The organism is Streptomyces sp. NPDC087844 (genome assembly GCF_044742785.1).
Taxonomy (GTDB): domain Bacteria; phylum Actinomycetota; class Actinomycetes; order Streptomycetales; family Streptomycetaceae; genus Streptomyces.
Genome location: NZ_JBIUVD010000002.1, coordinates 72,461 through 98,624 on the forward strand (window position 1 = coordinate 72,461; position 26,164 = coordinate 98,624).

Below are 26,164 nucleotides of genomic sequence, written 5' to 3' on the forward strand. Positions count from 1 at the left end.
GTTGAGGGAGGTTTTGCCCCCTCCGGGTACTCCAGGGCCCCTGGCGGCATCGAAGGCGTGCCCAACGGACTGTTTCGCGGGTGCTGCGATCGCATGAAGAGGGGGACTGGTCCAGCGGTGAGAATGGGCCGGAGTGGCAGCTCAGGAGGCATTGACAACGGGCCGCGGCGCGCGCTGGTTCCCCTGCCGGAACATGACCTGGGTCACGTGGGTGGCGCAGTGTAGCAGAGGGCGCGAAGAAGCTTGTGAAGGGGCGCACGAGCGACCCCCCTGTGACAGGTGGATACTCGATGGCATGAGCACCACGGAGCGTCCCAGGATCCTCGTAGTAGGCGGTGGGTACGTAGGCCTGTACGCAGCTCGGCGCATCCTCAAGAAGATGCGCTACGGCGAGGCGACCGTCACGGTCGTCGACCCCCGGTCGTACATGACCTACCAGCCCTTCCTCCCCGAAGCAGCCGCAGGCAGCATTTCGCCTCGGCACGTCGTCGTCCCGCTGCGACGCGTGCTGCCCAAGGCGGAAGTCCTCACCGGCCGGGTCACGACCATCGACCAGGACCGCAAGGCCGCCACGATCGCCCCCCTCGTGGGCGAGGCGTACGAGCTGCCCTTCGACTACCTCGTCATCGCGATGGGCGCGGTCTCCCGCACCTTCCCGATCCCCGGCCTCGCCGAGCAGGGCATCGGCATGAAGGGCATCGAGGAGGCCATCGGCCTGCGCAACCACGTCCTTGAGCAGCTCGACAAGGCCGACTCCACGACCGACGAGGATGTCCGCCGCAAGGCGCTGACCTTTGTCTTCGTCGGCGGTGGCTTCGCAGGCGCGGAGACCATCGGCGAGGTCGAGGACATGGCCAGGGACGCCTCGAAGTACTACACCAACGTGTCCCGCGAGGACATGCGCTTCATCCTCGTCGACGCCGCGGACAAGATCCTTCCCGAGGTCGGCCCCAAGCTCGGCCAGTACGGCAAGGAGCACCTCGAAGGACGTGGGGTCGAGGTCTACCTCTCCACCTCCATGGACTCCTGCGTCGACGGTCACGTGGTCCTGAAGAACGGCCTTGAGGTCGACTCCAGCACGATCGTGTGGACGGCCGGCGTCAAGCCCAACCCGGTGCTCTCCCGCTTCGGCCTGCCGCTCGGCCCCCGTGGCCACGTGGACACCCGGACCACCCTCCAGGTGCAGGGCACGGACTACATCTGGTCCGCCGGCGACAACGCCCAGGTGCCGGACCTGGTCGGCCGCAAGGCCGGCAACGAGAACGCCTGGTGCCCGCCGAACGCACAGCACGCGCTGCGTCAGGCGCGGGTCCTCGGCGACAACGTGATCTCCGGTATGCGGGGCTTCCCGCAGAAGGAGTACAGCCACGCCAACAAGGGTGCGGTCGCCGGGCTCGGGCTGCACAAGGGCGTCGCGTTCATCGTCGTGGGCAAGATGAAGATCAAGCTCAAGGGGCGGCTGGCCTGGTACATGCACCGTGGGTACCACGGGCTGGCCATGCCGACCTGGAACCGGAAGATCCGGGTCTTCGCCGACTGGACGCTGGCTGTGTTCCTGAAGCGTGAGGTCGTCTCGCTCGGTGCGATGGAGACTCCTCGGGAGGAGTTCTACGAGGCGGCCAAGCCGGCGCCCGCGCCGGCCGCTGTCGCGAAGACGGAGGAGAAGGCGAAGGCCTCCTGACCTTCGGTCGCCGTCCCGCCCGCCTGCTCTGAAGGGGCCTTCCGCCATCCGTGGTGCGGGGGGTCCCTTCGGTGTTTCCTGAGGGCTCCGCCCCCGAACCCCCGGTCCGCGCAGCGTGATGCGGGGGTCTGGGGGCGGCAGCCCCCAGGAATGGGGCCGGACACCCACCGCCTAGTACATGGTGTGTGCATGTATTTTGCTCGAACATGACACTTTCGCGGGACTGCGCTCCGGCCCCGTTGGTGTTTACGTGGTGTTGGAGTTTGTGGAATTCCTCGTCACGGAGGTGTGCGTCATGCAGGACGCGGCGCTTCGGCTCAAGGCGCTGATGGAACAGCTGCTGGGAGCCCCGCTCCCGGTACGGATTCGTGCCTGGGACGGTTCGGAAGCGGGACCGCCGGGCACGCCCGTGCTCGTCGTACGGAACCGGCGGGCGCTGCGCCGACTCCTGTGGAAGCCGGGGGAACTGGGCTGGGCGAGGGCCTGGGTCGCCGGGGACCTGACGGTGGACGGCGACCTGTACGCCGTACTGGACGCGATGGCCGAGATGGTCTGGGAGCGCGGCGAGGACGCCAGGACCCTGGTCCAGGCCCTGCGGGACCCCGACGTACGGTCCGCCGTGCGCGGGCTCGTACGGATGGCGGGCTCGCCCCTGCCGCCCGCCCCGCCCCGCGAGGAGGTGCGCAGACGGTCCCAGCTCTCGCACCTGCACACCAAACGCAGCGACCGGCAGGCGATCAGCCACCACTACGACGTCGGCAACGACTTCTACGAGATCGTCCTCGGGCCGTCCATGGTCTACTCGTGCGCCTACTGGGAGGCCCCGGACGGCACTCTGGAGGACGCCCAGCGCGACAAGCTCGGACTCATCGCCCGCAAGCTGGACCTGAAGCCGGGCATGCGACTGCTCGACGTCGGCTGCGGCTGGGGCTCGATGGCCATCCACGCGGCCCGCGAGTACGGCGTGAGCGTCGTCGGCGTGACGCTGTCCCAGGAGCAGGCGACGTACGCCCGTAAGCGCGTCGCGGAGGAAGGGCTCACCGACCGGGTCGAGATCCGCGTCCAGGACTACCGGGACGTCGGCGACGGGCCGTACGACGCCATTTCCTCCATCGGGATGGCCGAACACGTCGGCGGCGAACGCTATCTGGAGTACGCGCGGGATCTGTTCACCCTCCTCAAGCCGGGCGGACGGCTGCTGAACCACCAGATCGGCCGCCGGCCGTGGCGCGACGAAGGGGCGTACGAGATCGACGAGTTCATCGACGCGTACGTCTTCCCCGACGGGGAGCTCGCGCCGATCGGCGAGACCGTGACCCAGCTGGAGGGCGCCGGGTTCGAGGTGCGTGACGTCGAGTCGATCCGGGAGCACTACGCGCTCACCCTGCGCCGCTGGGTGGCCAACCTGGAGGCGGACTGGCCCCGGGCCGTCAAGCTCACCAGCCCCGGCCGGGCCCGCGTCTGGCGCCTCTACATGGCCGCCTCGGCGCTCGCCTTCGAACGCAACCGCATCGGCGTCAACCAGGTGCTGGCGGTGCGCACGCCCGGCTCCGGCGCGTCGGGCATGCCGCTGCGGGCCCGTACCTGGAACTGAGGCGGACGCGCGTGCCCGGAGGGCCGGACCGGATCGGTCCGGCCCTCCCGACGTGTCGGCGGTCGTGCGGCGGCGCCTACTCGGACTTGATCGCCGACAGCATGTTCAGACGCGCCGCCCGGCGGGCCGGCCACAGGGCCGCGAGGACACCGACGGCCGCCGCCAGGAGGAGGAAGACAGCCATCCGGTCCCAGGGCAGCACCAGCTCGTACGTCGGCATCTTGGCGCCCGCGAGTTCACCGGCGGCCCAGCCGAAGAACACGCCCAGGCCCACCCCGAGCACTCCGCCGAAGAGGGAGATGACCAGGGACTCCAGGCGGACCATCCGCTTGATGCCCTTGCGGTCGAGGCCGATCGCGCGGAGCATGCCGATCTCCTGCGAACGCTCGAAGACGGACATGGCGAGGGTGTTGATCACGCCGAGGACGGCGACGAGGACGGCCATCGCCAGCAGGCCGTAGAGCATGTTCAGCATCAGCGTGAACATCTGCGCGATCTCGTTGGAGACGTCCTGCTTGTCCTGGACCTTGACGGCGGGGTTGTTGCCGAGCGCCTTCTCCAGCTTGTCCTTGGTCGCGTCGGACGTGCCGCCGGAGGTCTTCAGCATGACCTGCGCGTCGCCCTGGTTCGTCCGGTTCGGGGCGAGGGTCGCGATGTCGACCATGATGCCCCGGATCATCTCGTTGCCCTCGTAGACACCGGCGACCGTCAGTTTCTGCTTCTTGCCGTCCTCGTAGGAGACCGAGAACGTCGAACCCGCCTTCCAGCCGTGGTTCTCGGCGGTGTCGTCGTCCACCACCGCCTGCGTGCTGCTGACCTCGAAGGAGCCGTTGTCGACCTTCAGATCGGTCAGTTCGCCGATCGCGGAGCCCTTCACACCGGTCACGTACTCGGTGTCGCCGTCGATACGCGCGGGCGCGTCCCGCAGGGCGCTGATGGTCGTGACGCCGTCGGTCTTCGCGAGCTTCTTCTCGACGTCCGGCGAGAGGTCGTTGAAGTTCGCCATGGAGACCACGTAGTCCGCCTTCAGCGCGGACGTGGCCATCTTGTCGATGCCCTTCTGCAGGCTGCCCGCCATCACCGTCATACCGGTGATGAGGGTCAGCCCGATCATCAGGGCGGAGGCGGTGGCGGCGGTGCGGCGCGGGTTGCGTACGGAGTTCTGGCGGGCCAGCTTGCCCGAGACGCCGAAGATCCGCAGGACCGGGGCCGCGCTCGCGATCAGCGGGCGGGAGAGGAGGGGCGTGAGGATGAAGACGCCGATGATCAGGAGCACCGCGCCGAGGCCCATCGGGGCCTGTCCGTCCGTGCCGTCCATCGTCGTGGCGTAGAGGACGACGACGACGCCCGCCGCCGCGACCAGGGCACCGAGGGTGTTGCGCAGCACCAGCGACTTGGTGGTCGATGTGGCGTGCACGCTGCTCATCGCCGCGACCGGCGGGATCCTCGCGGCGCGGCGACCCGGGAGCCAGGCGGCCAGCATCGTGATCAGGATGCCGACGGCGAACGCCGTGCCGACCGTGCCCGGGGTGATGACCAGCGGCCCGGCCGGGACCGTGGCGTCCAGCAGGCCCATGAGGGCGCGCAGGCCCGCGCCGATGCCGATACCGGCGAGCAGGCCCGTGACGGCGGCGACCGCGCCGACCAGGAAGGCTTCGAGGAGCACCGAGCGGGTGACCTGCTTGCGGGAGGCGCCGACCGCGCGCAGCAGCGCCAGTTCCTTGGTGCGCTGGGCGACCAGCATGGTGAAGGTGTTGGCGATGATGAACGTGCCGACGAACAGGGCGATGCCGGCGAAGACCAGCAGGCCGGTCTTGAGGCCGGCCATCTCCCTCTCGATCATGGCGGCCTGGTCGTCGGCGAGTTCCTGACCGGTCGTGGTGTAGGTGGCGTCCTGCGGGAGGACCTTGTCGAGGCTCGCCAGAAGGGCGGTCTGGCTGGTGCCCGGGGCCGCCTTCACGGCGATCTCGCCGTACGCGCCGGTCTTGTGGAAGAGCTGCTGCGCGGTGGCCGTGTCGAAGAGGGCGAGGCTGCCGCCTGCGGCGACGTTGCCGTCGTCCGTGGTGAAGATCGCGGTGACGGTGGGGGTGAGGACCGGGCCGTCGACCGAGAGCCGTACGGTGTCGCCGACCTTGTAGCCGGCGCGCTCGGCCGTCTCGGCGTCGATGGCGACCTCGTCCTTGCCGGAAGGGGCCTTGCCGCTCTTCAGCGGGTAGCGGGGGTCCTTGTCGCCCCAGTAGTTGCCGCCCTGCGACTGGAAGCCGCCGCCGATGAGCTTGCCGTCCTTGTCGGCGATGGCCGTGAAGCCCGTGACCACGCCGATGGCGGACTCGGCGCCGGGGGCCTTTGCGGCCTTGTCCAGCAGCGCCTGGGTCAGTTCGGGCTCCTTGCCGAGGTCGTCGCTCCCGTCGTCCGCGTATTCCGGCTCGACGGCCACGTCGACCTGGTCGAAGCCCTTCGCCGAACTCTTTTGGTACGCGTCCGAGATGGTGTTGGTGAAGACCAGGGTGCCGGAGACGAAGGCCACGCCCAGCATCACGGCGAGCACGGTCATCAGGAGCCTGGCCTTGTGCGCCAGCACGTTGCGCAGGGCGGTACGGAGCATGTGTTCTCAGTCCAGGTGGGTCGGGGTGGACGGGTGTGGCATATCGGGTGCCGGCCGGGGGGCGTTTGCGCCGTTCCCCGCGCCCCTGCGGAAGTTGGGGGCTGGGGTGGGGTGTCGGGTGCCGGCAGGTGGGGGCGTTTGCGCCGTTCCCCGCGCCCCTGGAAGTGGGGGCTGGGGTGGGGTGTTGGGTGCGGGCTGCGAGGGTTGCTCGCGTCGTTCTGCGCGTTCCCTGGAGCGCGTCCCTTCAGGGGCGCGGGGAACTGCGCGGCCCGCCCCCGCCGGCCCGCGGGAGGGTACCGGGCTCAGGCAGGAGGAGGTCGGGGGGCGCCCCGGTCAACTGGTGCGGCCCTTCGCGTCGAAACGCTTCATGCGGTCCAGCACCGCGTCAGCCGTCGGCGCGTGCACCTCGTCCACCACACGCCCGTCGGCCAGGAAGATCACCCGGTCCGCGTACGCCGCGGCCACCGGGTCGTGGGTGACCATCACGACCGTCTGCCCCATCTCCCGCACGGAGTTGCGCAGGAAGCCCAGCACCTCCGCACCCGAGCGCGAGTCCAGGTTCCCGGTGGGCTCGTCGCCGAAGATGATGTCCGGGCGGGACGCCAGCGCACGCGCCACGGCCACGCGCTGCTGCTGGCCGCCGGACAGCTCGGAGGGGCGGTGGGAGAGCCGGTCGGCCAGACCCACCATCTCGATCACCTTGTGCAGCCACTCCTTGTCCGGCTTGCGGCCGGCGATGTCCATGGGGAGCGTCATGTTCTCCAGCGCGGTAAGGGTCGGCAGCAGGTTGAACGCCTGGAAGATGAAGCCGATCTTGTCCCGGCGCAACTTCGTCAGCTGCTTGTCCTTGAGGGACCCCAGCTCGGTCTCACCGATGCGGACCGAGCCGGAGGAGAAACTGTCCAGCCCCGCCACGCAGTGCATCAGCGTGGACTTGCCGGAGCCGGAGGGACCCATGATCGCGGTGAACTCGGCCTGCCGGAAGTCGACGGAGACCCGGTCCAGAGCGACCACCTGGGTCTCCCCCTGTCCGTAGACCTTCGAGAGTTCCGTGGCACGGGCGGCCACCGTGGTGGACCGTTCGGCGAGGGGAGTGGTGGTCACGGAAGGGTGCTCCTTGTCGGTACGACGACGAGTGGACGACCGTTCCATCGTCGGCGCCGGCCGCCGCCGTGTAGTCACCCTCTGTTCCGGTTCCGAGGGGGACTCGGGTCGGACCCCGCGGCCCCGGGTCATACCTGGGGATGACACCCGCCCTCGAGAGGAACCCGAGGGCAAAACGGCGACGGTTCGTCAGGTTCCGCTCGTTCGGGCGGTGAAATCACGTCATTCCCTGAGCGCCGTCCCGCGCACGTCGAAAGGCACGTGGCATGTGCGGATGGCGCATACCGTGGGCTGATGCACCCTCAGACGCCAATAAAATAAGACAACATCGGGTCGCCCCACCGCTGTTCGGGGGATCTGTCCCGATAGGCTCGGGACACTCGAAGCGGAGTCCATGGCCTGCCCGGATGGTGGAATGCAGACACGGCGAGCTTAAACCTCGCTGCCCTTAACGGGCGTACCGGTTCAAGTCCGGTTCCGGGCACCACCGACACTTTCACCCTTCCAGGGCCTTCCCCGCCCTTCCCGGCGTATCACGACGAAGAGTGCATCCTTCATTGAAGACTTCACCACTCGACCGTTGACAGCGGGTTGCGTCCGCCGCAGACTCTCGTGAGCGGAAAACGGTGAATAAAACTTCACCCAGCGAACAAAGGCTCACGGCGGCGGACGGCGGCGAACTACGCTGACGGCGCTCACGAGAGTCGTCGGAGCGCGAAGGGGCGTGTCGATGCGTACCACCGTCGGGATCATCGGGGCCGGACCGGCCGGCCTGCTGCTGGCGAGGCTGCTGCACAACGCGGGGATCGACTCCGTCGTACTGGAGAGCCGCGACCGGAGTTACGTGGAGCAGCGCCAGCGCGCCGGAATCCTGGAGCAGGGGACCGTGGACGTGCTGCGGGCCGCGGGTGCCGGCGCCCGGATGGACCGTGAGGGACTGCGCCACGACGGCATCGAGCTGCGGTTCGCGCGCAGGCGCCACCGGATCGACTTCCCCGCCCTCACCGGTGGGCGGTCCGTGATGGTCTACGCCCAGACCGAGGTGTGCAAGGACCTCATCGCGCTGCAGCTCAAGGACGGCGGCCCGCTGCTCTTCGAGGCGGAGGCGCTGGCCGTGGAGGGGGCCGACACCGACAGCCCCCGGGTGCGCTTCCGGCACGAGGGGCGGGAGGACGTCCTGGAGTGCGCGTACGTCGTCGGGTGCGACGGCTTCTGGGGTGTGGCCCGTAGAGCGATCCCCGAGGAGCTCACGCAGGTCTTCGAGCGGACGTACCCCTTCGGGTGGCTGGGGATTCTCGCCGACGTGCCCCCGTCGCACGACGAGCTCGTCTACGCCCGTCACGACCGCGGTTTCGCCCTGCTCTCCATGCGCTCGCCGGTCGTCTCCCGGCTCTACCTCCAGGTGCCCGAGGGCACCGACGCCGAGTCGTGGAGCGACGAGGAGATCTGGGACGAGCTGGAGCGCCGTTTCGAGACGGACGACGACTGGCGGCTGGCGAGGGGGCCCGTCACCGCCAAGTCCGTCACCCCCATGCGCAGCCATGTCCACGAGCCGATGCGCCACGGGCGGCTCTTCCTGGCCGGGGACGCCGCCCACATCGTGCCGCCGACCGGCGCCAAGGGCCTGAACCTCGCGGTCGGTGACGTCGTGACCTTCGCGCGGGCCCTGGCCCACCGGCAGGAGACCGGATCCGGCGCACTGCTCGACGCCTACTCGGAGACCTGCCTGCGGCGCGTGTGGCAGGCCGAGCGGTTCTCGTACGAGATGACGACGCTGCTGCACCGCTCGCCCGGCGCGACGCCCTTCGAGGAGCGGATCCAGCTGGCCCGGCTGGAGCGGCTCGCCTCCGCGCGCGCCGCCGAGCAGGACCTCGCCGAGGGGTACACCGGCTTCGCCCTGGAGTGAAAGACCCCTGGCGGGGGAACCGGACCGGTACGTACCGGCGTTCTACCGGTACGGGGGAATGCGGGGGTGAGACCCGGTGTTCCCGGTCACAAGGGGGGAAAGATCCTCCCCAGGCACTAGATGCATTCTTTTGCCTACCCATTACTCTTGAGCCAAGGCCGCGCAAGGTGGCCATGGAGGAGTGAAATGAGGAGCAGCAACCCGGTCTTCTCGCGACGGGGGTTCAGCCGCGACAACGGCTACGCGGGCTTCAACGCGGCGCCGCAGGCCGGGGGCCCCGCTGTCGGAACGCAGGGGAACCCGTACGCGCAGGGTGCCCCCGGCGCCCCGCAGGGCGGCAACCCGTACGCGCAGAATCCCTACGCTCAGCAGGACCTGCAGCACGGCGCACCGCCGCAGACCCCGCCCGCCGCCGGCCGCATGACGATGGACGACGTCGTCGCGCGTACGGCCATGACTCTCGGTACCGTCACCGTCGGTGCCGTTCTCGCCTGGGTCCTGCTGCCGGTCACGTCGAGCAGCTTCGGCCTGGCCATCGGCTCGGCGCTCATCGCGATGGTCTTCGCGCTGGTCCAGGCCTTCAAGCGCAAGGCCTCACCCGCGCTGATCCTGGCGTACGCCGCCTTCGAGGGCGTGTTCCTCGGCGTGATCAGCGAGATGTACAACAGCAGGTGGTCCGGCGCGCCCTTCCAGGCCGTGCTCGGCACCATGGCCGTCTCCGGCGCCACCCTGCTGATCTACAAGGCGGGCTGGATCCGCGTCACCGCGAGGTACGCGCGCATCGGTATGGCCATCGCGATCGCCTTCGTGCTGGTCATGGCGGTCAACCTGCTGCTGGTCGTCTTCGGTGTCGCCGACGACGGCGGGCTGCGCAGCATGGGCCCGCTCGGCGCGATCGTCGGCATCCTGGCGATCGTCCTGGGCGCGTTCTTCCTGACGCTCGACTTCAAGCAGATCGAGGACGGCATCGCCTACGGCGCGCCGCGTGACGAGGCGTGGCTGGCCGCGTTCGGTCTGACCATGAGTCTCGTCTGGATCTATCTGGAGATGCTGCGGCTGGTGGCGATCTTCAGCGGCAACGACTAGTAGCGGCAACGACTGGTGCGGCACCAGCTCGGCGTGAGCGCCGGCACTTCGCGTGAGCGAGGGGCACGATGAAGGGCCCCGCGGACCAAGGTTCGCGGGGCCCTTCATTCTTTTCGGGTACCGGAGCGGCGAGGGCGCGCTCAGCGCAGGTTGCGCGCGGCCCTCCTCAGGTCGTACTCGTGGATGATCGCCTTGGCGTGGCCGTACGCGAGGTCGTGCTCGGCACGGAGCCAGCTGACCTTCTCCTCGAAGCGGTGGAGTGCGGGGCCTTCGTCGACGGTGCGCAGCCAGTCGGAGATCTCACGACCGGTGCAGTGGGGGATGCGGGCGAGCAGATTGCGATGGGTCTCCGCGGAGAAGACTTGGGACATCGGCGCCTCCGGACGCAAAGGGGATGTAAGCCGGTCCTTCACGCCACCGTGCCTGAGCGTTCGGTCGTTGGCAACAGTCCGGTTGCGACGCGTAGTCTCGCGACGTGCTTGATACGACGCCGTTGACCCGTGCCGTGGACCACTTCGCCGACCGGTTGCGGGCCGCGCCGCAGAGCCGGCTGCAGCGGGGGGCCGCGGCCGAGGCGCTGGGCCTGGCCAGGGAGTTGGCCCTGCGCGCCCAGCGGCTTGAGGACCCCGAGCAGGCCGGCCGGGAGATGCCGGACGCGGGCATGTTCGCGTCCGCGGACCAGATCACGGTGGCCGTGCACGACCTCGCGCTCGCACTGAGAAGCGAGGCGGAACTGGCGGAGGCGCTGGTGCTCGTGGAGGAGGCGCAGAAGAGGGCGGGCGTCTGATGCGGATGGTCGCGCGGAGGGTTACAGCGACGCTATGACGCGATCCGCCAGGACGTAGACGTTCTCCTGGCCGCACTCGAAGGTGAGCGCGTAGGCGCCCGAGACTCCCGAGCCGCCGAGCAGGACCGGCGGGTGGCCGGTGCGCAGGGACTCGGCGAGGCGTTCGGCGGTCTCACGGTGGCCCGGTGTCATGCAGAGGGTGGTGCCGTCGGCGAAGACGTACACGTCGAGAGTGCCGAGGGGGCCGGGGCGGACGTCCGCCAACTCCGTACGCGAAGTGGCCAGTTCCTCAAGGCAGGACACCGTACGTTCGTGGTCGTTCACCATCGGTGACTGGACCGGGACGAAGTCCGGGTGCGAGGGGTGGCGTCGGCGGGCCGCGGCGAGCTCGGGGGAGTCCCCGGAGAACTCGTCGGCGTCGGCGGGCGGTTCGGTCACCGGTTCCAGGTGCTCAAGGCCGACGAAGTCCGACTGGCGCGGCAGGAACAGCTCGCTGTCGGGCAGGCCGAGCAGTGTCGGCGTGTCACCGGCGTCACGCGCCTCCTGGGCGGCCCAGAACGCACGTGCCTCGGCGAGCTCCCGCTCTCGCTCCTCGGCGAGAGCTTCGGCCACGGCGGCGCGTATCTCGTCCGCGTCAGCGGATCCGCGGGCAGCCGGTACGAGGCCGCTGAGGGCCGTGGAGCGGCTTCTGGCGAGTTCGGTGTGCAGGGCCGCCACCTGTCGGCGCAGGGCCAGCAAGGTGCGCAGAACGGCGACGCCCACGGCCGTGGTGGTGGCTGTGGCGAGCAGCAGAGCGAGAAACGTGGTGCTCACTGACGTACTCCCGGTTCAAAGTCGACCCCCGACTTCCTACATCAGCTTGAAGGGTGGACTAACCAGCTGTCAGTGCGTAACGTCACGAAAGGGACAGGACTTTAGCCCTGGCGTTTACTTGCGGACCAGCCTTGACCTGCATAAATCCCTCCCCGAAGGGAGTTAGGTCACATCCTGGGGGAGATTCGATCACAAAACGACCCAGAGTCCCGGTGGGTGCGGGACTCGGGGCCGTTTCGTTCACCGTGCGTTCAACTGCTGTTACGGCGAGCGTGTTTACGCGTCAGCTCAGGCGCTCGATGACCATCGCCATGCCCTGGCCGCCGCCCACGCACATCGTCTCCAGGCCGAACTGCTTGTCGTGGAACTGCAGCGAATTGATGAGCGTGCCGGTGATGCGGGCGCCGGTCATGCCGAAGGGGTGGCCCACCGCGATCGCGCCACCGTTCACGTTCAGCTTCTCCAGCGGGATCTCCAGGTCGCGGTAGGACGGGATCACCTGGGCGGCGAACGCCTCGTTGATCTCGAACAGGTCGATGTCACCGACCGTCAGGCCCGCGCGGGAGAGGGCCTGCTTCGACGCCTCCACCGGGCCCAGGCCCATGATCTCGGGGGAGAGGCCGGTGACGCCGGTCGAGACGATCCGGGCCAGCGGGGTCAGGCCGAGCTCGCGGGCCTTCGTGTCGGACATGATCACGAGGGCGGCGGCGCCGTCGTTCAGCGGGCAGCAGTTGGCCGCCGTGACCATGCCGTCGGGGCGGAAGACGGGCTTGAGGCCCGCGACGCCGTCCAGTGTGACGCCGGCGCGGGGGCCGTCGTCCTTGCTGACGACCGTGCCGTCCGGGGTGGTGACCGGGGTGATCTCGCGCTCCCAGAAGCCGTTCTTGACGGCTTCCTCGGCGAGGTTCTGCGAGCGGACACCGAACTCGTCCATGTCCTGGCGGGTGACGCCCTTGATCCGGGCGAGGTTCTCCGCGGTCTGGCCCATCGCGATGTACGCGTCCGGGACGAGGCCGTCCTCGCGCGGGTCGTGCCAGGACGCCCCCTCGCTCGCGGCGACCTCGGCGGTGCGGGCCTCCGCGTCCGCGAAGAGCGGGTTGCGGGTGTCCGGGAGGCTGTCGGAGTTGCCCTTCGTGAAGCGCGAGACCAGCTCGACGCCCGCCGAGATGAAGACGTCGCCCTCGCCCGCCTTGATGGCGTGCAGGGCCATGCGGGTCGTCTGGAGCGAGGAGGAGCAGTAACGGGTGATCGTGCAGCCGGGAAGGTGGTCCATGCCCATCTGCACGGCCACGATGCGACCGAGGTTGTTGCCCTGCTCGCCGCCGGGAAGGCCGCAGCCGAGCATCAGGTCCTCGATGTCCTTCGGATCGAGCTCCGGCACCTTGGCGAGGGCCGCCTGGATGATGGTGGCGGTGAGGTCGTCGGGGCGCAGGTCCTTGAGGGAGCCCTTGAACGCGCGGCCGATGGGGGAGCGGGCGGTCGAGACGATCACGGCTTCGGGCATCTACGGCTCCATTGGCGTCGCGGGGGATTGGGCGGACCTGCTTGGGAAGCTACCCGTAGGTATGGGTGAGGTCACGGGTATGAGCGTGTGACTCGGGCCGCACTTTCCAAGCGCTTGCTTTTTCCTCGCTGCCCGTCCCGTCACCGAGGGCTGCGCCCCCTGCCCCCGTCGCGCTCCGCGCTCGTCCCCAGACGCCGGACGGGCTGAGAATCAGCCCGTCCGGCGTCTGAGGACCGGGGGTCCGGGGGCGGAGCCCCCGAGGCAGCGACGGTCAGGTCGACGTCGGGGCCGGGTCCGTCTCCGGGACGCGGCGGCGTCGGCGGCGCTTGAGGAGGGCCCAGGGCCCACGCGGCCCGGTAGGCATGGCCGCGGCCACCTCCGTACCAGGCTCCGACGCCGCCTCCGCGGCGGCCCGCGCCACGGGAAGGAACCCCTCCCGACGGGACACGTCGGGCCGCTCCTCCTCCGCCGGCCACAGCCCCAGCGCGGCGCACACCGTCGGCAGCACGGCCATCGCCGCCGTCGCGTACCCCTCCGCCGAGGGGTGGTAGCTGTCGGGTCCGAACAGCTCCCGCGGGTTCTCCGCGAACTCGGGTCCCAGCAGGTCGCCCAGCGACACCGTCCGCCCGCCCTGCTCGACCGTGCCGATCGTCTGCGCCGCCGCCAGCTGGCGCGAGGCCCGCCGCGCGAACCACCGCAGCGGCCGGTGGACCGGCTCGATCGTGCCCAGGTCGGGACAGGTGCCGACGATCACCTCCGCACCGGCCGTACGCAGCCTGCGTACCGCGGCCGAGAGGTGCCGGACCGACCGCGTCGCCGGCATCCGGTGCGTCACGTCGTTCGCGCCGACCATGATCACGCAGACCTCGGGCAACCCGTCCGGATCCGCGAGGACGAGCCGGACCTGGCGGTCCAGGTCGTCCGACTGGGCGCCGGGCAGTGCCACGTTCCGCAGCCGCACCGGACGTTCCGCCACCGCCGCGAGCCCGGACGCCAGCAGCGCGCCCGGTGTCTGCCGGGCCCGGTACACCCCCTGCCCCGCCGCCGTCGAGTCACCGAGCATCGTCAGGCGCAGCGGTTCCTCCCCACCGGCGTACACATACCCGTACAGACCGTCCGCGCTCGGCGGGTGGGGACTGCGCCCGTGACCCACCTGCCGTTTCGCCAGCTGCACCTCGGCCAGCACCACTCCGACCGCCGCCGCGCCCAACAGCCCGATCCCGCCGCCGCCGTACGCCGCGCCCGCCGCGATCCGCCGTGCCACCCTCGCCCTCGACAAGCTCGACATGCGAAGCCGCCACCTCCTTCTAGCCGTACACCCACTCCTTGCCCCGTACAGACCGTCGGCCAATCTCAACGCGGTGTGAACGCCCAGGAGGGGCTTAGGCTGACGGAACTCCCCGACCACTTCTTTTGCAGCTCCGGAGACAACGGTGCAATTCCACGACTCGATGATCAGTCTCGTCGGCAACACCCCGCTGGTGAGGCTCAACAGCGTGACCGCCGGCATCCAGGCGACCGTCCTCGCGAAGGTCGAGTACTTCAACCCCGGCGGCTCCGTGAAGGACCGCATCGCCCTGCGCATGATCGAGGCCGCGGAGAAGAGCGGCGCACTGCTGCCGGGCGGCACGATCGTCGAGCCGACCAGCGGCAACACGGGTGTGGGCCTCGCCATCGTGGCCCAGACGAAGGGCTACAAGTGCGTCTTCGTCTGCCCCGACAAGGTGAGCACCGACAAGATCAACGTGCTGCGCGCGTACGGCGCCGAGGTCGTCGTCTGCCCGACCGCGGTCGACCCCGAGCACCCCGACTCGTACTACAACGTCTCCGACCGGCTGGTGCGGGAGACGCCCGGAGCCTGGAAGCCCGACCAGTACTCCAACGCCGACAATCCCGCCTCGCACTATCACTCCACCGGCCCTGAGCTGTGGACGCAGACGGAGGGGCGGATCACCCACTTCGTCACGGGTGTCGGCACCGGCGGCACCATCTCCGGCACCGGTCGCTACCTGAAGGACGCCAGCGACGGCAGGGTCCAGGTCGTGGGGGCCGACCCCGAGGGGTCGGTCTACTCCGGCGGCTCCGGGCGCCCGTATCTCGTCGAGGGCGTCGGCGAGGACTTCTGGCCGACCGCGTACGACCGGACCGTCGCCGACGAGATCGTCGCCGTGTCCGACAAGGACTCCTTCCAGATGACCCGGCGCCTCGCCAAGGAGGAGGGCCTGCTCGTCGGCGGCTCCTGCGGCATGGCCGTCGTGGCCGCGCTGCGGGTCGCGGAGCGGCTCGGCCCGGACGACGTGGTCGTCGTCCTCCTCCCCGACAGCGGCCGCGGCTACCTCAGCAAGATCTTCAACGACGAGTGGATGGCCGACTACGGCTTCCTGGAGGACGACGGCCCCAGCGCCCGCGTCGCCGACGTCCTGAGCGACAAGGTGCACGGGGCGATGCCGCAACTCGTCCACATGCACCCCGACGAGACGGTCGGCGAGGCGATCGAGGTGCTGCGCGAGTACGGCGTCTCGCAGATGCCCATCGTGAAGCCGGGCGCCGGACACCCGGACGTGATGGCCGCCGAGGTCGTGGGCTCCGTCGTCGAACGGGAACTGCTCGACGCGCTGTTCACCCAGCGGGCCTCGCTCACCGACCCGCTGGAGAAGCACATGTCGGCGCCGCTGCCGCAGGTCGGCTCCGGCGAGCCGGTCGGCGACCTGATGACCGTGCTCGGCGCGGCCGACGCCGCGATGGTCCTGGTCGAGGGCAAGCCCACCGGAGTCGTCAGCCGACAGGACCTGCTGTCCTTCCTGGCCAAGGGTGGACGGCAGTAGGACGTCCGGTGAACCGCGCGCGCCGCAGGGGGACTTCCGGTGTGAGCGGTCGCGGCGGAACTTCGTGGAAGTGGTACGAGCGCGTCACGTCCACGCAGCACACGCTTAACACGGGTACGGCACATTGGTGGATGTCGGCAAGGGCGGGAGCGGCTCCCCGCCCCGGCCGGCACCAAAACGGCGCCAAGGACCTCCGGAGCGGCTCCCGGACCTCCATGGACGCCAATGGACGCGCAGCTCGGCCCTGACCCGGCTCGCGTCCCTCGCGGGGACCGCCGTCGTCCCGCCCCCCGGCAACGGGGGTGCGGCGGTCTCCGCGCAAGCTTCACGAAGGGCCCGGTACCTGTTCAGGTACCGGGCCCCTCGGCGTTCCCGCCCTGTCCTGCTTCTCGTGCCGCTCCGTTCCCCGTGCTGTCCTGTTCCCCGTGTTCCCCCGTCACCCGTCCCAGTCCGAGTCCGACCTGGTCCTGCGCCGCCCGAAGAGATTCGGTGAGAAGCGCGCGGCCTGGACCACGTTGACGCCGACGATGCCCGCCCAGGCGACCAGCAGGCCGGGCAGTTGGGCGACGCCGACGCCGATGGCGGACAGGGGGACCGCGAGGACGAGGGAGACGATCCCGAATCCGAAGCGCTCGCCCCAGGAGTCCGAGGACCCCCGCGGCGAACGCGAGTCCCGGGCCACCACCATCTGCTGTTCCGCGAGCTGGCGGCGCACCCTGCGGTCGACCGCGCCGTCCAGGCTCTGTTCGACCTTCTCCATGAACGAGTCGACCAGCGCGGACTCGTAGTCGGCACCCAGTTCCTTGCGTGCGTGCAAGGTGGCGTCGAGTTCCTTCTTCAGTTCGGCGTCGTGGGCTTCCATTCCGGTCATGAGGTCCACGGTAGGCAGCCGGCGCCGGCTTGGCACGGGGGTTAGCCCCCCTGTCCGCAGGTGCTCCTCGGTCGGCTGTATATAGTCATGCAGAGTTCTCTCTGTTTGAATAGCTTGTCACCGGTGTGCTGTTGATCGCGGGTCTCTCGTGACCGACGGGTAGGCCCGAATGCCCGGTGTGAGGGGAGTCTGCGGTCTATGTCGACTCGGGATGTGGACGCGCCGAGTGCGGCGACGTTCGGCCTCGTGGTGCTGGACGGCTACAGCACGGGGGTCGCCGACGTCGTACGCCTCGCCGACGGGTCCGCGCGACCCGTCCCCGGCACCGACGCGATGAAGCGTGTCGAGGAGTCCTGGGACGCGGCCCGGCGCATCGCCGCGACCGGCCGCGTGTACGGCCGCTCCACCGGGGTCGGCGCGAACCGGAACGAGGACGTGCCCACCGAGGCCGCCGCCGAGCACGGTCTGCGCCTGCTGCGCAGCCACGCGGGGGCCATCGGGGCGGAGCTGCCCGCACGCGAGGTCCGGGCGATGCTCGCCGTGCGGGCCAACCAGCTCCTCGCGGGCGGCGCCGGCCTGCGCCCCACCGTCGTCACGGCGCTGTGCGAGGCGCTGGAGAGCGGCGCGTACCCCGTCGTGAACGAGTTCGGCTCGGTGGGGACCGGCGACATCGCGGCCCTGGCCCAGGTGGGGCTTGCGCTGGCGGGGGAGCATCCCTGGCGCGACGGGGAGGGGGCCGGCCTGTCGGTGGGGGCGGGCGCCGGGGTCGTCGAGCGGGTGCGCGCACCCGAGCCGCAGCCCCTCGACAACAACGACGCCCTCGCGCTCATCAGCAGCAACGCCCTCACCCTCGGCCAGTCGGCGCTCGCCCTGCACGAACTGCGCGGGCTCATCGGAGCCACCCAGGTCGTCGCCGCGCTGTCGCTGGTCGCGGTGGACGGCTCGTACGAGGCCTACGCGGCGCCCGTCCACGCCGCCCGGCCGCATCGCGGATCGACCGAAGTGGCCCGCCGGATGCGGGAGATGATCGGCGCCCCCGACCGGCCGACCCCGCCGCTCGGACGGATCCAGGACCCGTACGGCTTCCGGTGCGTGCCCCAGATCCACGGGCCCGCGCACGACGCCGCCGACGCGCTGGAGGAGGTTCTCGCCGTCGAGATCAACGCGGCCGCCGAGAACCCCCTGATCTGCGCCGCCGACATGGCCGCCTACCACCACGGAGGCTTCTACCAGGCCCAGCTCGCCCTGGCCCTGGACCACTTCAGGCTCTCCCTCACCCAGGTCGCCCGCCTCTCGACCTCACGCCTGTCGACCCTCAACGAACCCTCCTACACCCGGTTGCGCCCCTTCCTCGCCGACCACGAACCCGCCTCCTCCGGCGTGATGATCCTGGAGTACGCCGCCGGGGCCGCCCTCGGTGACCTGCGGGCCTTCTCCGCGCCCGCCTCGCTCGGCCACGCTGTACTCTCCCGGGGCGTCGAGGAACAGGCGAGTTTCGCCTCGCTCGCCGCTCGCCAGACCCTGCGTGCGTGCAGCGCGTACCGTCTCGTGGTCGGTTGCGAACTCGTGGCCGCCGTACGGGCGTTGCGCCAGCGCGGCCTGCGTCCCGACCCGGAGCTGCCGGTGGGCAGGGCGCTGGAGATCGCGGAGTCGGTGCTCGACGCGGACGCGACCGACCGGCCGCTCACGGACGACGTGACGGCGGCGGCAGCGCTGCTCGACCGGTTCACGGACATCTGGAGTGGGGGCACGGCATGAGCGTGGACGGGAACACGAGCGTGAATATGGGCATGGACAGGGACATGGAAACGGGCCCGGACAGCGGTGATGCGCGCGAGGCGAGCGGTGCGCGCGAGGCGAACGGTGCGCGCGAGGCGAACGGTGCGCGGACGGACGACCGGAGCGCGGGCGGGGGCAGGGACGGGGTCGGGGGCAGCGGGGGGACCGACGCTCCCGCCGGGCGGCTGCAGGCCCTCTTCGAGGGGCACCGGCTGACGCCCACCCAGCGGCGCATCGCCCACAGCATGGTGCGCCGGGCCGCCGACGTGCCGTTCCTGTCGAGCGTGGAGCTCGCCGAACTCGCCGGTGTCAGCCAGCCGTCCGTCACCCGCTTCGCCGTCGCCCTCGGCTTCGACGGCTACCCGGCGCTGCGCAAGCACCTGCGGGAGGTCGCTCCGGCCGAGCCCGCCCCGGACACCGGCTCGTACAACGAGTACCAGCAGGCCGTCGAGGCCGAGATCGAGAACCTCCGCCATCTCGCCTCCGTGCTCGCGGACCCGCGTCCCGTCGAACGCGCCGGCCGGCTCCTCGCCGCCTCCCGCCCGCTGCCGGTGCTCGGGCTGCGGGCCGCCGCGTCCCAGGCGTACGGCTTCGCGTACTTCGCGGCCAAGGTCCATCCCGACGTCCGGCTGCTGCACGAGGGCGGCACGATGGTCCACGACCGGATCGACGCGGCGGTACGGGCCGGGGCCAGCACGCTGCTGTGCTTCGCGCTGCCCCGCCACCCGCGCGAGGTCGTGGACACCCTCGCCTACGCGAAGGAGGCCGGGCTGACCGTCGTCACCGTCGCGGACTCCGCGTTCGCGCCGGTCGCCAAGGTGTCCGACCTGCTGCTGCCCGCCGCCGTCGGAACGGGCCTCGCCTTCGACACGGCCTGCGCGCCGATGCTGCTCGGACGGGTGCTGCTGGAGGCGATGTGCGACGGACTGCCGGACGCCCAGGCACGCCTTGAGAAGTTCGACGCGCGGGCCGCGGCGCGGGGCCTCTTCGTCGAGTAGCGGCACCTTTGAAGCGAAGTGCCGGCGCCCGGCCCTTTTTTAGGGCTCTCTCAGGTTTTAGGGCTCTCTCAGGCTTGTCTCACGTTCGGCCGCTAATCTGCCCGCCACAACAGGCGTCTGGTGAGGAGGCGGATCGTGGCACGCGGAGGGCAGGGACTTGCTCGGGTGGCCGTCGTCGTACGGGCCGGAGCGGCACCGCTGGGATGGCTCGGGACCGTCGCGGCGGGGGTGGGCGTACTGGTGCCCGGGATGACGGGACGGCGGATCGGGGTGTCGGCGGGAGCCGCGCTCTTCCTGATCACGGCGGTCGTCGTCCTGCTGACGCGCCGGAAACGGTACGTGGCGCTCGCCCGTGGCGCAGACCGCGCGAGCAAGCACGATGTGCTGCAGGACCGGTCGGTGTCCGTACGGAACTGGCGCCGGGGGCACCGCTGGTGGGTACTCCTCGCCTTCGCCGCGGCACTGGGGTCCGCGTTCGCCGTGCCGGCCGCCGGCGGGATGCTGCTCGCCGGCGCCGGAGTGGGCCTTCGTCTCAAGGCGGCCTGGATCGGCCGGCTCGAACGGGCGGCCGAGTCGCTCCTGTGGGTGCGGGTCGACTGGCTCGGCCGTGGTGTGGGCGTCCCGGCGGGCAAGCGCGTCAAGGGCTACCGGGCCACCGGAATCGCCGCGGGCGACGCCGCGCCCGGTGGGGCGCGGCGTCGGGGCGGGGTACTGGTCTGATCCCCTCGGATCTCACCCCGCCGGTTCTCCGCTGGATCTGTCGGACCGCTCAGACCTCCAGGTCGCCTTCGATCTTCTTCAACTGGTGTCGCGCCATGGCCAGGTTGGCGCGTTTGGCGTCCAGCACCAGGTAGAGGAAGAGCCCGTTGCCGCCTCGGCCCTTGATCAGCCGGAGCAGGTGGTACTGGTCGGACAGCGTGATCAGGATGTCCTCGATCTCGCCCTTCAGGCCCAGGTGCTCCATGGTGCGGATCTTGGCGCGGACGACGTCGGTGTTGCCGGCCGCGGCGACCGTGAGGTCGAAGCTCTTGCTGCCGCCGATCGTGCCCAGCGCCATGCCGGTGGTGTAGTCGACGAGAGCGGCTCCGGTCGCGCCCTCGATGGAGGCCAGGGTCTCTTTCAATGCGGTCTCGGTGTTGGCCATGGTTGTGCCGGTCCTTTCGGTTCAGGTTGTTTCAGGTTGTTTCATGACGGTTTGGTTTGGCTTGTGGTGGTTGTGGCCGGGCTGGGCCGGGGCGGTGCAGCCGGGTTCAACGGCTCTCACCGGTCGGCCCGGGAACCGTGCGTGTGGTGCGCGCGGTTCTGGTGCGGGGTGTGAGAACGGCCTTCGGGGCGGGCCGTGCCGCCGGGGTCGGCTGGGCCTCGGCGGCGGCCTCGACGAGTTCGCCGATCCGGGTGCCGGAGCGGCGCCCTTCGAGGTGCAGCCGGCCGACGTTCGCGCGGTCACCCGCCAGCAGCGTCAGTACGGCGGAGGGTCCCGCCGCGTAGGTCGCTATATAGCCGTGCTCGCCGCGCACCAGCAGTTCGCGGAAGTCGCCCCGCCCGGTCGCGTCCGCCACGCGAAGGGCGACCCCCAGTGCGGCGGCGGTGAGGGCGGCCAGCCCCTCCGGCTCCACGCCCGGAGTGTCCTGGGCCAGTACCAGGCCGTCGACGCTGGCCGCGAGCGCGCCCGTCAGCTGGGGCACCCGGGCCCGCAACCGGTGCAGTTCGTCGAGGACTTCGGCCTCCGCCGCCATCAGTTGTCTCCTCTCGGCACGCTGTCGGAGCGCGCGGATCACAAGGCCTCCAATGCGTCTCTGAGCCGGCGCAGCAGGGCCACGTCGGGATCCGCCGACGCCTGCGCGGCCTGCGCCGCCTGCGCGGTCACAGTGGAGACGGGGGACATGGGCGACACGGGGGGCGCGGCGGTCAACGGTGCCCGGCACTCGACCGTCCGCGCACCGGTCGTCACGATCCCGGCGGCCGCCAGCCGGCGGACGTCGACCAGTGTGTGGAATCCCGGTCGGCCGAGGACCCGTGAGATGTCCGAGACCGTGCGCCTGCCGTCGACCTGGTCGAGAACCGTGCGCTGACGTGGCGGAAGGTCCACGTCGACGGCTCGCGCGGTCCGCACGAGTTCCGCCGTGTCCGTGTCCGGGTCCGGCCAGATGCGGTGCAGCAGCGCGCGGCGCCGCAGCGTCTCGCGCTCCACCGCGTCCACGGTCACCGGTCGTACGGGGCCGATCCAGTGCGCGACCCCGTATCTGAACCGCGCCGGGCCGCTGCTCGCGCCGAGTGTGAAGAACGCGGCGTCGTACAGCGCCCCCAGATGGCACAGTTCCAGGGCGCCCGCGGCCAGCCGCCCGCTGTCCACCAGGAACCGTCCGACGCGGCGTTCGGCGCCCGCCTCCGAGACCGCCTCCCACCAGCCGTCGGAACCCAGTGCCCCACGGCGGGTGAGCAGGATGTCCAGCCCGGGGGTCGCGGGGCTCTCGGCGTGCACCACCTGACCCTCGACCAGGTACAGCACTCCGCGATCCCGTGTCAGTACGCCGGTGGCGCGCTCCTCCGCGAGCCGGCTGAGCATGGGACTGAGCACAGGTGGGACCGAGGCCGACCGGTCCGCGCCGCCCGGGTCGGCGGGCGGGCCGGGGGCGGGGTCGGGGCCTGGTCTGCCCAGTTCCGGGAGGGGGGCTGCTTCCATCGTGGTCACCCCACCACCAGCCGTTCCGCCATCTCGCCCAGGCGTATTCGGGCCAGGGCGAGATTGCCGTCCGAACGTCCCAGCCACAGATGCAGGAACACACTGCTGTCGAAGGTCGTCCGGACGAAACGCAGGACGTGATAGCTGTCCCTGTTGCTGATGATGAGGTCCTCCACCGGCGGCTGCCCGCCGGACCAGTCGGCTCCTTCCTCGGGTGCGAAAGCCTTGTGTTCCGCGGCGAGCCGGGCGAGTTCGGCCGCCTCGGCCGCGGTGGCCTCGTGGTCCCCGTTCGGTGAGTCCCCGACCGTGCCCAGAGCCAGTCCGCTGGTCCAGTCGACCACCGAGGCTCCCCGGGCTCCGGGCAGTCTCATGGCCTCCAGCAGGCACTCGTCGATTCCGGGCACGGTGCTTCCCTCCCGCCCGTCGATTCAGCTGAGTGACGCAGAAGCTACGCAACGTGTGCGTGACGAGTGAGAGATAGGGCATTTTCCTGTGGAACATGCCGGTTGCTGGCTAGTGTGGGTCGATTGCTCTGAAGATAATCAGACCTTCGGGCTTTTCCCGGTTCACGGGTACATTCATTCCGGTCATGCCGGGCCATGTCGGGGCGAGCCGGGTCTCGCCGGTCACGCCGGAGTCGCGCCGGTCACGCCGGTCACGCCGGTCACGCCGGAGTCGTACGGGTCACGCCGGGGTCCCGCCGGGTCAGCGCCTCGGAGTGTGCCCCTCCCGACTCCGCCACGAGTTCGTCGATCGTCTGTGCCGTGCGGACCACCGCGAACCGCACCCCGCCGGACCCGTCCGGGCCGAAGCCGTGGACGGCGGGCCGCGCGAGCGAGTTGTAGCCGTAGTGGTGCGCGAAGTAGTACGCCCCCGTGTCCAGCGCGGCCGCGTAGTCGCCCTGTTCGAGCAGTGGCATCGACCGGCCCTCCGCCAGCAGGTCACCCGCGAAGCACGCGGGTCCCGCCACGTCCTGCACCACGTCGGGCCCCGACTTCGGCCGCCCCTCGGCGTCGTACGCGGCCACCCGCAGCGGCCAGGACTCCGGCGCGTACACCGTGCGGGTCGCCACCTGAACTCCCGCGTGCGTCACCGCGATGGCCCGGCCGCCCGCCGACTTCGCGTACTCGACGCGCGCCAGCACCACGCCGTGCTTGGCGAGCAGCGACCGCCCGAACTCCGTGACCAGCCCGTACCGTCCGTCGAACAGCCCCGGCACGGTCGACGCGAGGAGCCGCGCGTACTCCTCGTACGTCGGGGTGTGGGCGTCCGAGCCGAAGTTCACCGGCAGCCCGCCGCCGATGTCGAGCGTGTCGATCCGCCGTCGGCTGGCCCGCTCGTTGATCTCCTCCGCGAGCCCGTACACCTCGGCCACCCCGTGTGCCATCAGCTCCAGCGGCATCCCCTGTGAACCCGAGTGCGTGTGCAGCCGGGTCAGCCACGGCCGGTCCAGGTACGCCCGTACGACCCACTCGCGCGCGCCCTCGTCCCGCAGCGCGACCCCGAACTTGGAGGTCGCCGTCGCCGTGGACAGTGCCCCGATCGAACCCCCGCCGACCTGCGGGTTGACCCGCAGCCCCAGAGGTGAGCGGGTCGCCGCCGAGCCGACCAGCGCGTCGATCCGCGCCAGCTCCTGGGGGTTGTCCGCGTTGACCGCGATGCCCAGTGCGAGCGCTTCCCGCAGCTCCGAGGGGGTCTTCGCGGGCGAGTCGAGGACCGTACGGGACGGGGGCACCCCGGCGGCGCGGGCGAGGGCCAGCTCGCCCGGACTCGCGACCTCCATGCCGATGCCCTCCCGGTGCAGCAGCCGCAGCACGGGGACGAGGGGGGTCGCCTTCACCGCGAACGCGTGCAGCACGGGGGTTCCCGGTGCGGTCACCGCGTCGAAGGCTGCCCGCAGGGCTGCCACGGAGGCCCGGATGCCGGTGGTGTCGAGGAGTGCGACGAGGGGAGCGGAGGGGCTGACGAGTCCCTGTTCCACGGCCGCGCGAACGGCCTCGTGGCGTCGCGCGGCCCCGTCCGCACCCTGGTCCCCACCTCCGCCGGTGCCCCGATCCGCGCCCTTCTCCGGCTGGTAGCCCGTCGTGCCGTCCGCGTCCCCTGAACCTGTGTATGCAGCCATGCATCCAGCCAAACACCCGTGCGACGCCCGTGCTGGCCCCGGAGGGTATTGACTAGACCTATTCAGAAGTTCAAGATGTGAATATCCACTGTGCCGCTTCGCCAGGAGGCAGACCATGTCAGGACCCCGCCCCGTCCGAGCACCGCGCGGCACGGAACTGAGCGCCCTGGGATGGCCGCAGGAAGCCGCTCTGCGGATGCTGCAGAACAACCTCGACCCCGAGGTCGCCGAGCACCCCGACAAGCTCGTCGTCTACGGCGGCACCGGCAAGGCCGCCCGCGACTGGCGCTCCTTCGACGCCATGGTCCGTACGCTGCGGACGCTGAAGCAGGACGAGACGATGCTCGTCCAGTCCGGCCGCCCCGTCGGTGTCATGCAGACCCACGAGTGGGCGCCGCGCGTCCTCATCGCCAACTCCAACCTGGTGGGCGACTGGGCGAACTGGGAGGAGTTCCGGCGCCTCGAAGCACTCGGCCTCACCATGTACGGCCAGATGACCGCCGGGTCGTGGATCTACATCGGCACGCAGGGCATCCTCCAGGGCACGTATGAGACCTTCTCCGCCGTCGCCGCGAAGAAGTTCGGCGGGACGCTCGCCGGGACCATCACCCTGACGGCCGGTCTCGGCGGCATGGGCGGCGCCCAGCCGCTCGCCGTGACGATGAACGACGGTGTCGCGATCTGTATCGACGTCGACCCGCGCGCCATCGAGCGCCGCATCGAGCACCGGTACCTGGACGTGCGGGCCGACTCCCTGGAGCACGCCCTCCAGCTCGCCGTGGAAGCCCGGGACGCCCGCCGCCCGCTGTCCATCGGCCTGCTCGGCAACGCCGCCGAACTGCTGCCGCGGATGCTCGCCGAGGGCGCCCCGATCGACATCGTGACCGACCAGACCTCGGCCCACGACCCACTGGCCTACCTGCCCGTGGGCGTCGAACACGACGACATGGCCGCGTACGCGGCGAAGGACCCGGCCGGCTTCACCACGCGGGCCCGTGAGTCCATGGCGCGGCACGTGGAGGCCATGGTGGGCTTCATGGACGCCGGCGCCGAGGTCTTCGACTACGGCAACTCCATCCGGGGCGAGGCCCAACTCGCCGGATACGAGCGGGCGTTCGCCTTCCCCGGGTTCGTACCCGCCTACATCCGGCCGCTGTTCTCCGAGGGCAGGGGCCCCTTCCGCTGGGCCGCCCTTTCCGGTGAGGCGTCCGACATCCACAAGACGGACAGGGCGATCCTCGACCTCTTCCCCGAGGGCGACTCCGTCCAGAACGCCTCCCTCCACCGCTGGATCAAGCTGGCGGGCGAGCGGGTGCACTTCCAGGGGCTGCCCGCGCGGATCTGCTGGCTCGGCTACGGGGAGCGGGACAAGGCGGGCGAGCGGTTCAACGACATGGTCGCCTCTGGCGAGCTGGCGGCTCCCCTGGCGATCGGCCGCGACCACCTCGACTGCGGTTCCGTCGCCTCCCCGTACCGCGAGACCGAGGCCATGCTCGACGGCTCGGACGCGATCGCCGACTGGCCGTTGCTGAACGCGATGGTGAACGTGGCCTCCGGCGCGTCCTGGGTGTCCATCCACCATGGTGGCGGTGTGGGCATGGGGCGTTCCATCCACGCGGGGCAGGTGACGGTGGCCGACGGCACGAAGCTGGCCGGCGAGAAGATCCGCCGTGTCCTGACGAACGACCCCGGGATGGGTGTCATTCGGCATGTCGATGCCGGGTACGACATCGCGGAGGCGGTCGCTGACGAGCGTGGCGTGCGGGTTCCCATGCGGGAGGGCGAGTGAGCGGGTCGTTGTCGGGC

At 70.6% G+C, this 26,164-nt stretch carries 22 protein-coding genes and 1 tRNA gene; 11 read left to right on the plus strand and 12 right to left on the minus strand.

Going from position 1 to position 26,164, the window contains the following annotated elements; genetic code table 11:
• The first annotated feature begins 295 nt into the window (after window positions 1-295).
• Window positions 296-1,681, plus strand: a complete 1,386-nt coding sequence (locus ACIOKD_RS03990) for an NAD(P)/FAD-dependent oxidoreductase (RefSeq protein WP_402077843.1) — start codon at window positions 296-298, stop codon at window positions 1,679-1,681.
• 295 nt (window positions 1,682-1,976) lie between these two features.
• Window positions 1,977-3,275 (plus strand): class I SAM-dependent methyltransferase, encoded by a 1,299-nt coding sequence (locus tag ACIOKD_RS03995; RefSeq protein WP_402079154.1) that lies wholly within the window; start codon window positions 1,977-1,979, stop codon window positions 3,273-3,275.
• Window positions 3,276-3,351: 76 nt separating this feature from the next.
• Here the strand turns inward: ACIOKD_RS03995 and ACIOKD_RS04000 are convergent, their stop codons facing one another.
• On the minus strand, window positions 3,352-5,880 hold the full coding sequence (locus ACIOKD_RS04000; protein WP_402077846.1) for an ABC transporter permease: 2,529 nt from the start codon (window positions 5,878-5,880) through the stop codon (window positions 3,352-3,354).
• Window positions 5,881-6,213: 333 nt separating this feature from the next.
• Window positions 6,214-6,984 (minus strand): ABC transporter ATP-binding protein, encoded by a 771-nt coding sequence (locus ACIOKD_RS04005; RefSeq protein ID WP_402077848.1) that lies wholly within the window; start codon window positions 6,982-6,984, stop codon window positions 6,214-6,216.
• 401 nt (window positions 6,985-7,385) lie between these two features.
• On the opposite strand from ACIOKD_RS04005, the gene ACIOKD_RS04010 reads away from it, so the two are divergent.
• From ACIOKD_RS04010 to ACIOKD_RS04020, 3 genes are all read left to right on the plus strand, one after another.
• Window positions 7,386-7,471, plus strand: a tRNA-Leu gene (locus ACIOKD_RS04010).
• A gap of 243 nt (window positions 7,472-7,714) precedes the next feature.
• Entirely contained in the window at window positions 7,715-8,890 is a 1,176-nt protein-coding gene (locus tag ACIOKD_RS04015; protein ID WP_402077850.1) for a 4-hydroxybenzoate 3-monooxygenase, read from the plus strand.
• Between the two features lie 186 nt (window positions 8,891-9,076).
• Window positions 9,077-9,976: a Bax inhibitor-1/YccA family protein gene (locus tag ACIOKD_RS04020; protein WP_402077853.1), complete on the plus strand. Its 900-nt coding sequence runs from the start codon at window positions 9,077-9,079 to the stop codon at window positions 9,974-9,976.
• Between the two features lie 140 nt (window positions 9,977-10,116).
• Here ACIOKD_RS04020 and ACIOKD_RS04025 read toward each other — a convergent pair whose 3' ends face one another.
• Window positions 10,117-10,347, minus strand: a complete 231-nt coding sequence (locus tag ACIOKD_RS04025; RefSeq protein ID WP_107015651.1) for a DUF4287 domain-containing protein — start codon at window positions 10,345-10,347, stop codon at window positions 10,117-10,119.
• A gap of 104 nt (window positions 10,348-10,451) precedes the next feature.
• On the opposite strand from ACIOKD_RS04025, the gene ACIOKD_RS04030 reads away from it, so the two are divergent.
• Complete coding sequence (locus ACIOKD_RS04030) at window positions 10,452-10,763, plus strand: hypothetical protein (protein ID WP_402077857.1); 312 nt, start codon at window positions 10,452-10,454, stop codon at window positions 10,761-10,763.
• 21 nt (window positions 10,764-10,784) lie between these two features.
• Here ACIOKD_RS04030 and ACIOKD_RS04035 read toward each other — a convergent pair whose 3' ends face one another.
• The 3 genes from ACIOKD_RS04035 to ACIOKD_RS04045 all read right to left on the minus strand — a co-directional run bounded on the left by ACIOKD_RS04035 (window position 10,785) and on the right by ACIOKD_RS04045 (window position 14,368).
• Window positions 10,785-11,576, minus strand: coding sequence for a hypothetical protein (locus tag ACIOKD_RS04035; RefSeq protein ID WP_402077858.1), 792 nt, complete (start codon window positions 11,574-11,576; stop codon window positions 10,785-10,787).
• A 283-nt stretch (window positions 11,577-11,859) separates the two neighbouring features.
• A complete protein-coding gene (locus tag ACIOKD_RS04040) occupies window positions 11,860-13,080 on the minus strand; it encodes an acetyl-CoA C-acetyltransferase (RefSeq protein ID WP_402077861.1) in 1,221 nt (406 codons plus the stop codon).
• 271 nt (window positions 13,081-13,351) lie between these two features.
• Window positions 13,352-14,368, minus strand: a complete 1,017-nt coding sequence (locus ACIOKD_RS04045) for an SGNH/GDSL hydrolase family protein (RefSeq protein WP_402077864.1) — start codon at window positions 14,366-14,368, stop codon at window positions 13,352-13,354.
• Between the two features lie 145 nt (window positions 14,369-14,513).
• Here ACIOKD_RS04045 and ACIOKD_RS04050 point away from each other — a divergent pair, with 145 nt between their 5' ends.
• Window positions 14,514-15,905: a cystathionine beta-synthase gene (locus tag ACIOKD_RS04050; RefSeq protein WP_402077866.1), complete on the plus strand. Its 1,392-nt coding sequence runs from the start codon at window positions 14,514-14,516 to the stop codon at window positions 15,903-15,905.
• A gap of 436 nt (window positions 15,906-16,341) precedes the next feature.
• Here the strand turns inward: ACIOKD_RS04050 and ACIOKD_RS04055 are convergent, their stop codons facing one another.
• A complete protein-coding gene (locus ACIOKD_RS04055; protein ID WP_402077868.1) occupies window positions 16,342-16,776 on the minus strand; it encodes a hypothetical protein in 435 nt (144 codons plus the stop codon).
• A 198-nt stretch (window positions 16,777-16,974) separates the two neighbouring features.
• On the opposite strand from ACIOKD_RS04055, the gene ACIOKD_RS04060 reads away from it, so the two are divergent.
• From ACIOKD_RS04060 to ACIOKD_RS04070, 3 genes are all read left to right on the plus strand, one after another.
• Window positions 16,975-18,534 (plus strand): aromatic amino acid ammonia-lyase, encoded by a 1,560-nt coding sequence (locus ACIOKD_RS04060; RefSeq protein WP_402077870.1) that lies wholly within the window; start codon window positions 16,975-16,977, stop codon window positions 18,532-18,534.
• Complete coding sequence (locus ACIOKD_RS04065; protein WP_402077873.1) at window positions 18,531-19,553, plus strand: MurR/RpiR family transcriptional regulator; 1,023 nt, start codon at window positions 18,531-18,533, stop codon at window positions 19,551-19,553. The genes ACIOKD_RS04060 and ACIOKD_RS04065 overlap by 4 nt, the downstream gene beginning before the upstream one ends.
• Before the next feature lie 135 nt (window positions 19,554-19,688).
• Window positions 19,689-20,273: a hypothetical protein gene (locus ACIOKD_RS04070; RefSeq protein WP_402077876.1), complete on the plus strand. Its 585-nt coding sequence runs from the start codon at window positions 19,689-19,691 to the stop codon at window positions 20,271-20,273.
• A gap of 49 nt (window positions 20,274-20,322) precedes the next feature.
• Here the strand turns inward: ACIOKD_RS04070 and ACIOKD_RS04075 are convergent, their stop codons facing one another.
• From ACIOKD_RS04075 to ACIOKD_RS04095, 5 genes are all read right to left on the minus strand, one after another.
• Complete coding sequence (locus tag ACIOKD_RS04075) at window positions 20,323-20,697, minus strand: hypothetical protein (RefSeq protein WP_402077878.1); 375 nt, start codon at window positions 20,695-20,697, stop codon at window positions 20,323-20,325.
• Window positions 20,698-20,803: 106 nt separating this feature from the next.
• Window positions 20,804-21,289 (minus strand): roadblock/LC7 domain-containing protein, encoded by a 486-nt coding sequence (locus ACIOKD_RS04080; RefSeq protein ID WP_402077880.1) that lies wholly within the window; start codon window positions 21,287-21,289, stop codon window positions 20,804-20,806.
• A 38-nt stretch (window positions 21,290-21,327) separates the two neighbouring features.
• Window positions 21,328-22,119, minus strand: coding sequence for a transcriptional regulator (locus tag ACIOKD_RS04085; protein ID WP_402079158.1), 792 nt, complete (start codon window positions 22,117-22,119; stop codon window positions 21,328-21,330).
• Between the two features lie 122 nt (window positions 22,120-22,241).
• On the minus strand, window positions 22,242-22,640 hold the full coding sequence (locus ACIOKD_RS04090) for a hypothetical protein (RefSeq protein ID WP_107015662.1): 399 nt from the start codon (window positions 22,638-22,640) through the stop codon (window positions 22,242-22,244).
• A 260-nt stretch (window positions 22,641-22,900) separates the two neighbouring features.
• Entirely contained in the window at window positions 22,901-24,358 is a 1,458-nt protein-coding gene (locus ACIOKD_RS04095) for a diaminopimelate decarboxylase (RefSeq protein WP_402077883.1), read from the minus strand.
• Between the two features lie 115 nt (window positions 24,359-24,473).
• Between ACIOKD_RS04095 and hutU the strand changes: the two genes are divergently transcribed.
• Window positions 24,474-26,147: a urocanate hydratase gene (gene hutU, locus ACIOKD_RS04100; protein WP_402077886.1), complete on the plus strand. Its 1,674-nt coding sequence runs from the start codon at window positions 24,474-24,476 to the stop codon at window positions 26,145-26,147.
• The last annotated feature ends 17 nt before the right edge of the window (window positions 26,148-26,164 follow it).

What these genes read in the sequence shown, in the direction of transcription:
- ACIOKD_RS03990 (WP_402077843.1), top strand. Translation starts at nt 296, where the DNA reads ATGAGCACCACGGAGCGTCCCAGGATCCTCGTAGTAGGCGGTGGGTAC.
- ACIOKD_RS03995 (WP_402079154.1), top strand. Translation starts at nt 1,977, where the DNA reads ATGCAGGACGCGGCGCTTCGGCTCAAGGCGCTGATGGAACAGCTGCTG.
- ACIOKD_RS04000 (WP_402077846.1), bottom strand. Translation starts at nt 5,880, where the DNA reads ATGCTCCGTACCGCCCTGCGCAACGTGCTGGCGCACAAGGCCAGGCTC.
- ACIOKD_RS04015 (WP_402077850.1), top strand. Translation starts at nt 7,715, where the DNA reads ATGCGTACCACCGTCGGGATCATCGGGGCCGGACCGGCCGGCCTGCTG.
- ACIOKD_RS04020 (WP_402077853.1), top strand. Translation starts at nt 9,077, where the DNA reads ATGAGGAGCAGCAACCCGGTCTTCTCGCGACGGGGGTTCAGCCGCGAC.
- ACIOKD_RS04025 (WP_107015651.1), bottom strand. Translation starts at nt 10,347, where the DNA reads ATGTCCCAAGTCTTCTCCGCGGAGACCCATCGCAATCTGCTCGCCCGC.
- ACIOKD_RS04040 (WP_402077861.1), bottom strand. Translation starts at nt 13,080, where the DNA reads ATGCCCGAAGCCGTGATCGTCTCGACCGCCCGCTCCCCCATCGGCCGC.
- ACIOKD_RS04045 (WP_402077864.1), bottom strand. Translation starts at nt 14,368, where the DNA reads ATGTCGAGCTTGTCGAGGGCGAGGGTGGCACGGCGGATCGCGGCGGGC.
- ACIOKD_RS04055 (WP_402077868.1), bottom strand. Translation starts at nt 16,776, where the DNA reads ATGACCGGAATGGAAGCCCACGACGCCGAACTGAAGAAGGAACTCGAC.
- ACIOKD_RS04060 (WP_402077870.1), top strand. Translation starts at nt 16,975, where the DNA reads ATGTCGACTCGGGATGTGGACGCGCCGAGTGCGGCGACGTTCGGCCTC.
- ACIOKD_RS04065 (WP_402077873.1), top strand. Translation starts at nt 18,531, where the DNA reads ATGAGCGTGGACGGGAACACGAGCGTGAATATGGGCATGGACAGGGAC.
- ACIOKD_RS04075 (WP_402077878.1), bottom strand. Translation starts at nt 20,697, where the DNA reads ATGGCCAACACCGAGACCGCATTGAAAGAGACCCTGGCCTCCATCGAG.
- ACIOKD_RS04080 (WP_402077880.1), bottom strand. Translation starts at nt 21,289, where the DNA reads ATGGCGGCGGAGGCCGAAGTCCTCGACGAACTGCACCGGTTGCGGGCC.
- ACIOKD_RS04085 (WP_402079158.1), bottom strand. Translation starts at nt 22,119, where the DNA reads ATGCTCAGCCGGCTCGCGGAGGAGCGCGCCACCGGCGTACTGACACGG.
- ACIOKD_RS04095 (WP_402077883.1), bottom strand. Translation starts at nt 24,358, where the DNA reads ATGGCTGCATACACAGGTTCAGGGGACGCGGACGGCACGACGGGCTAC.
- hutU (WP_402077886.1), top strand. Translation starts at nt 24,474, where the DNA reads ATGTCAGGACCCCGCCCCGTCCGAGCACCGCGCGGCACGGAACTGAGC.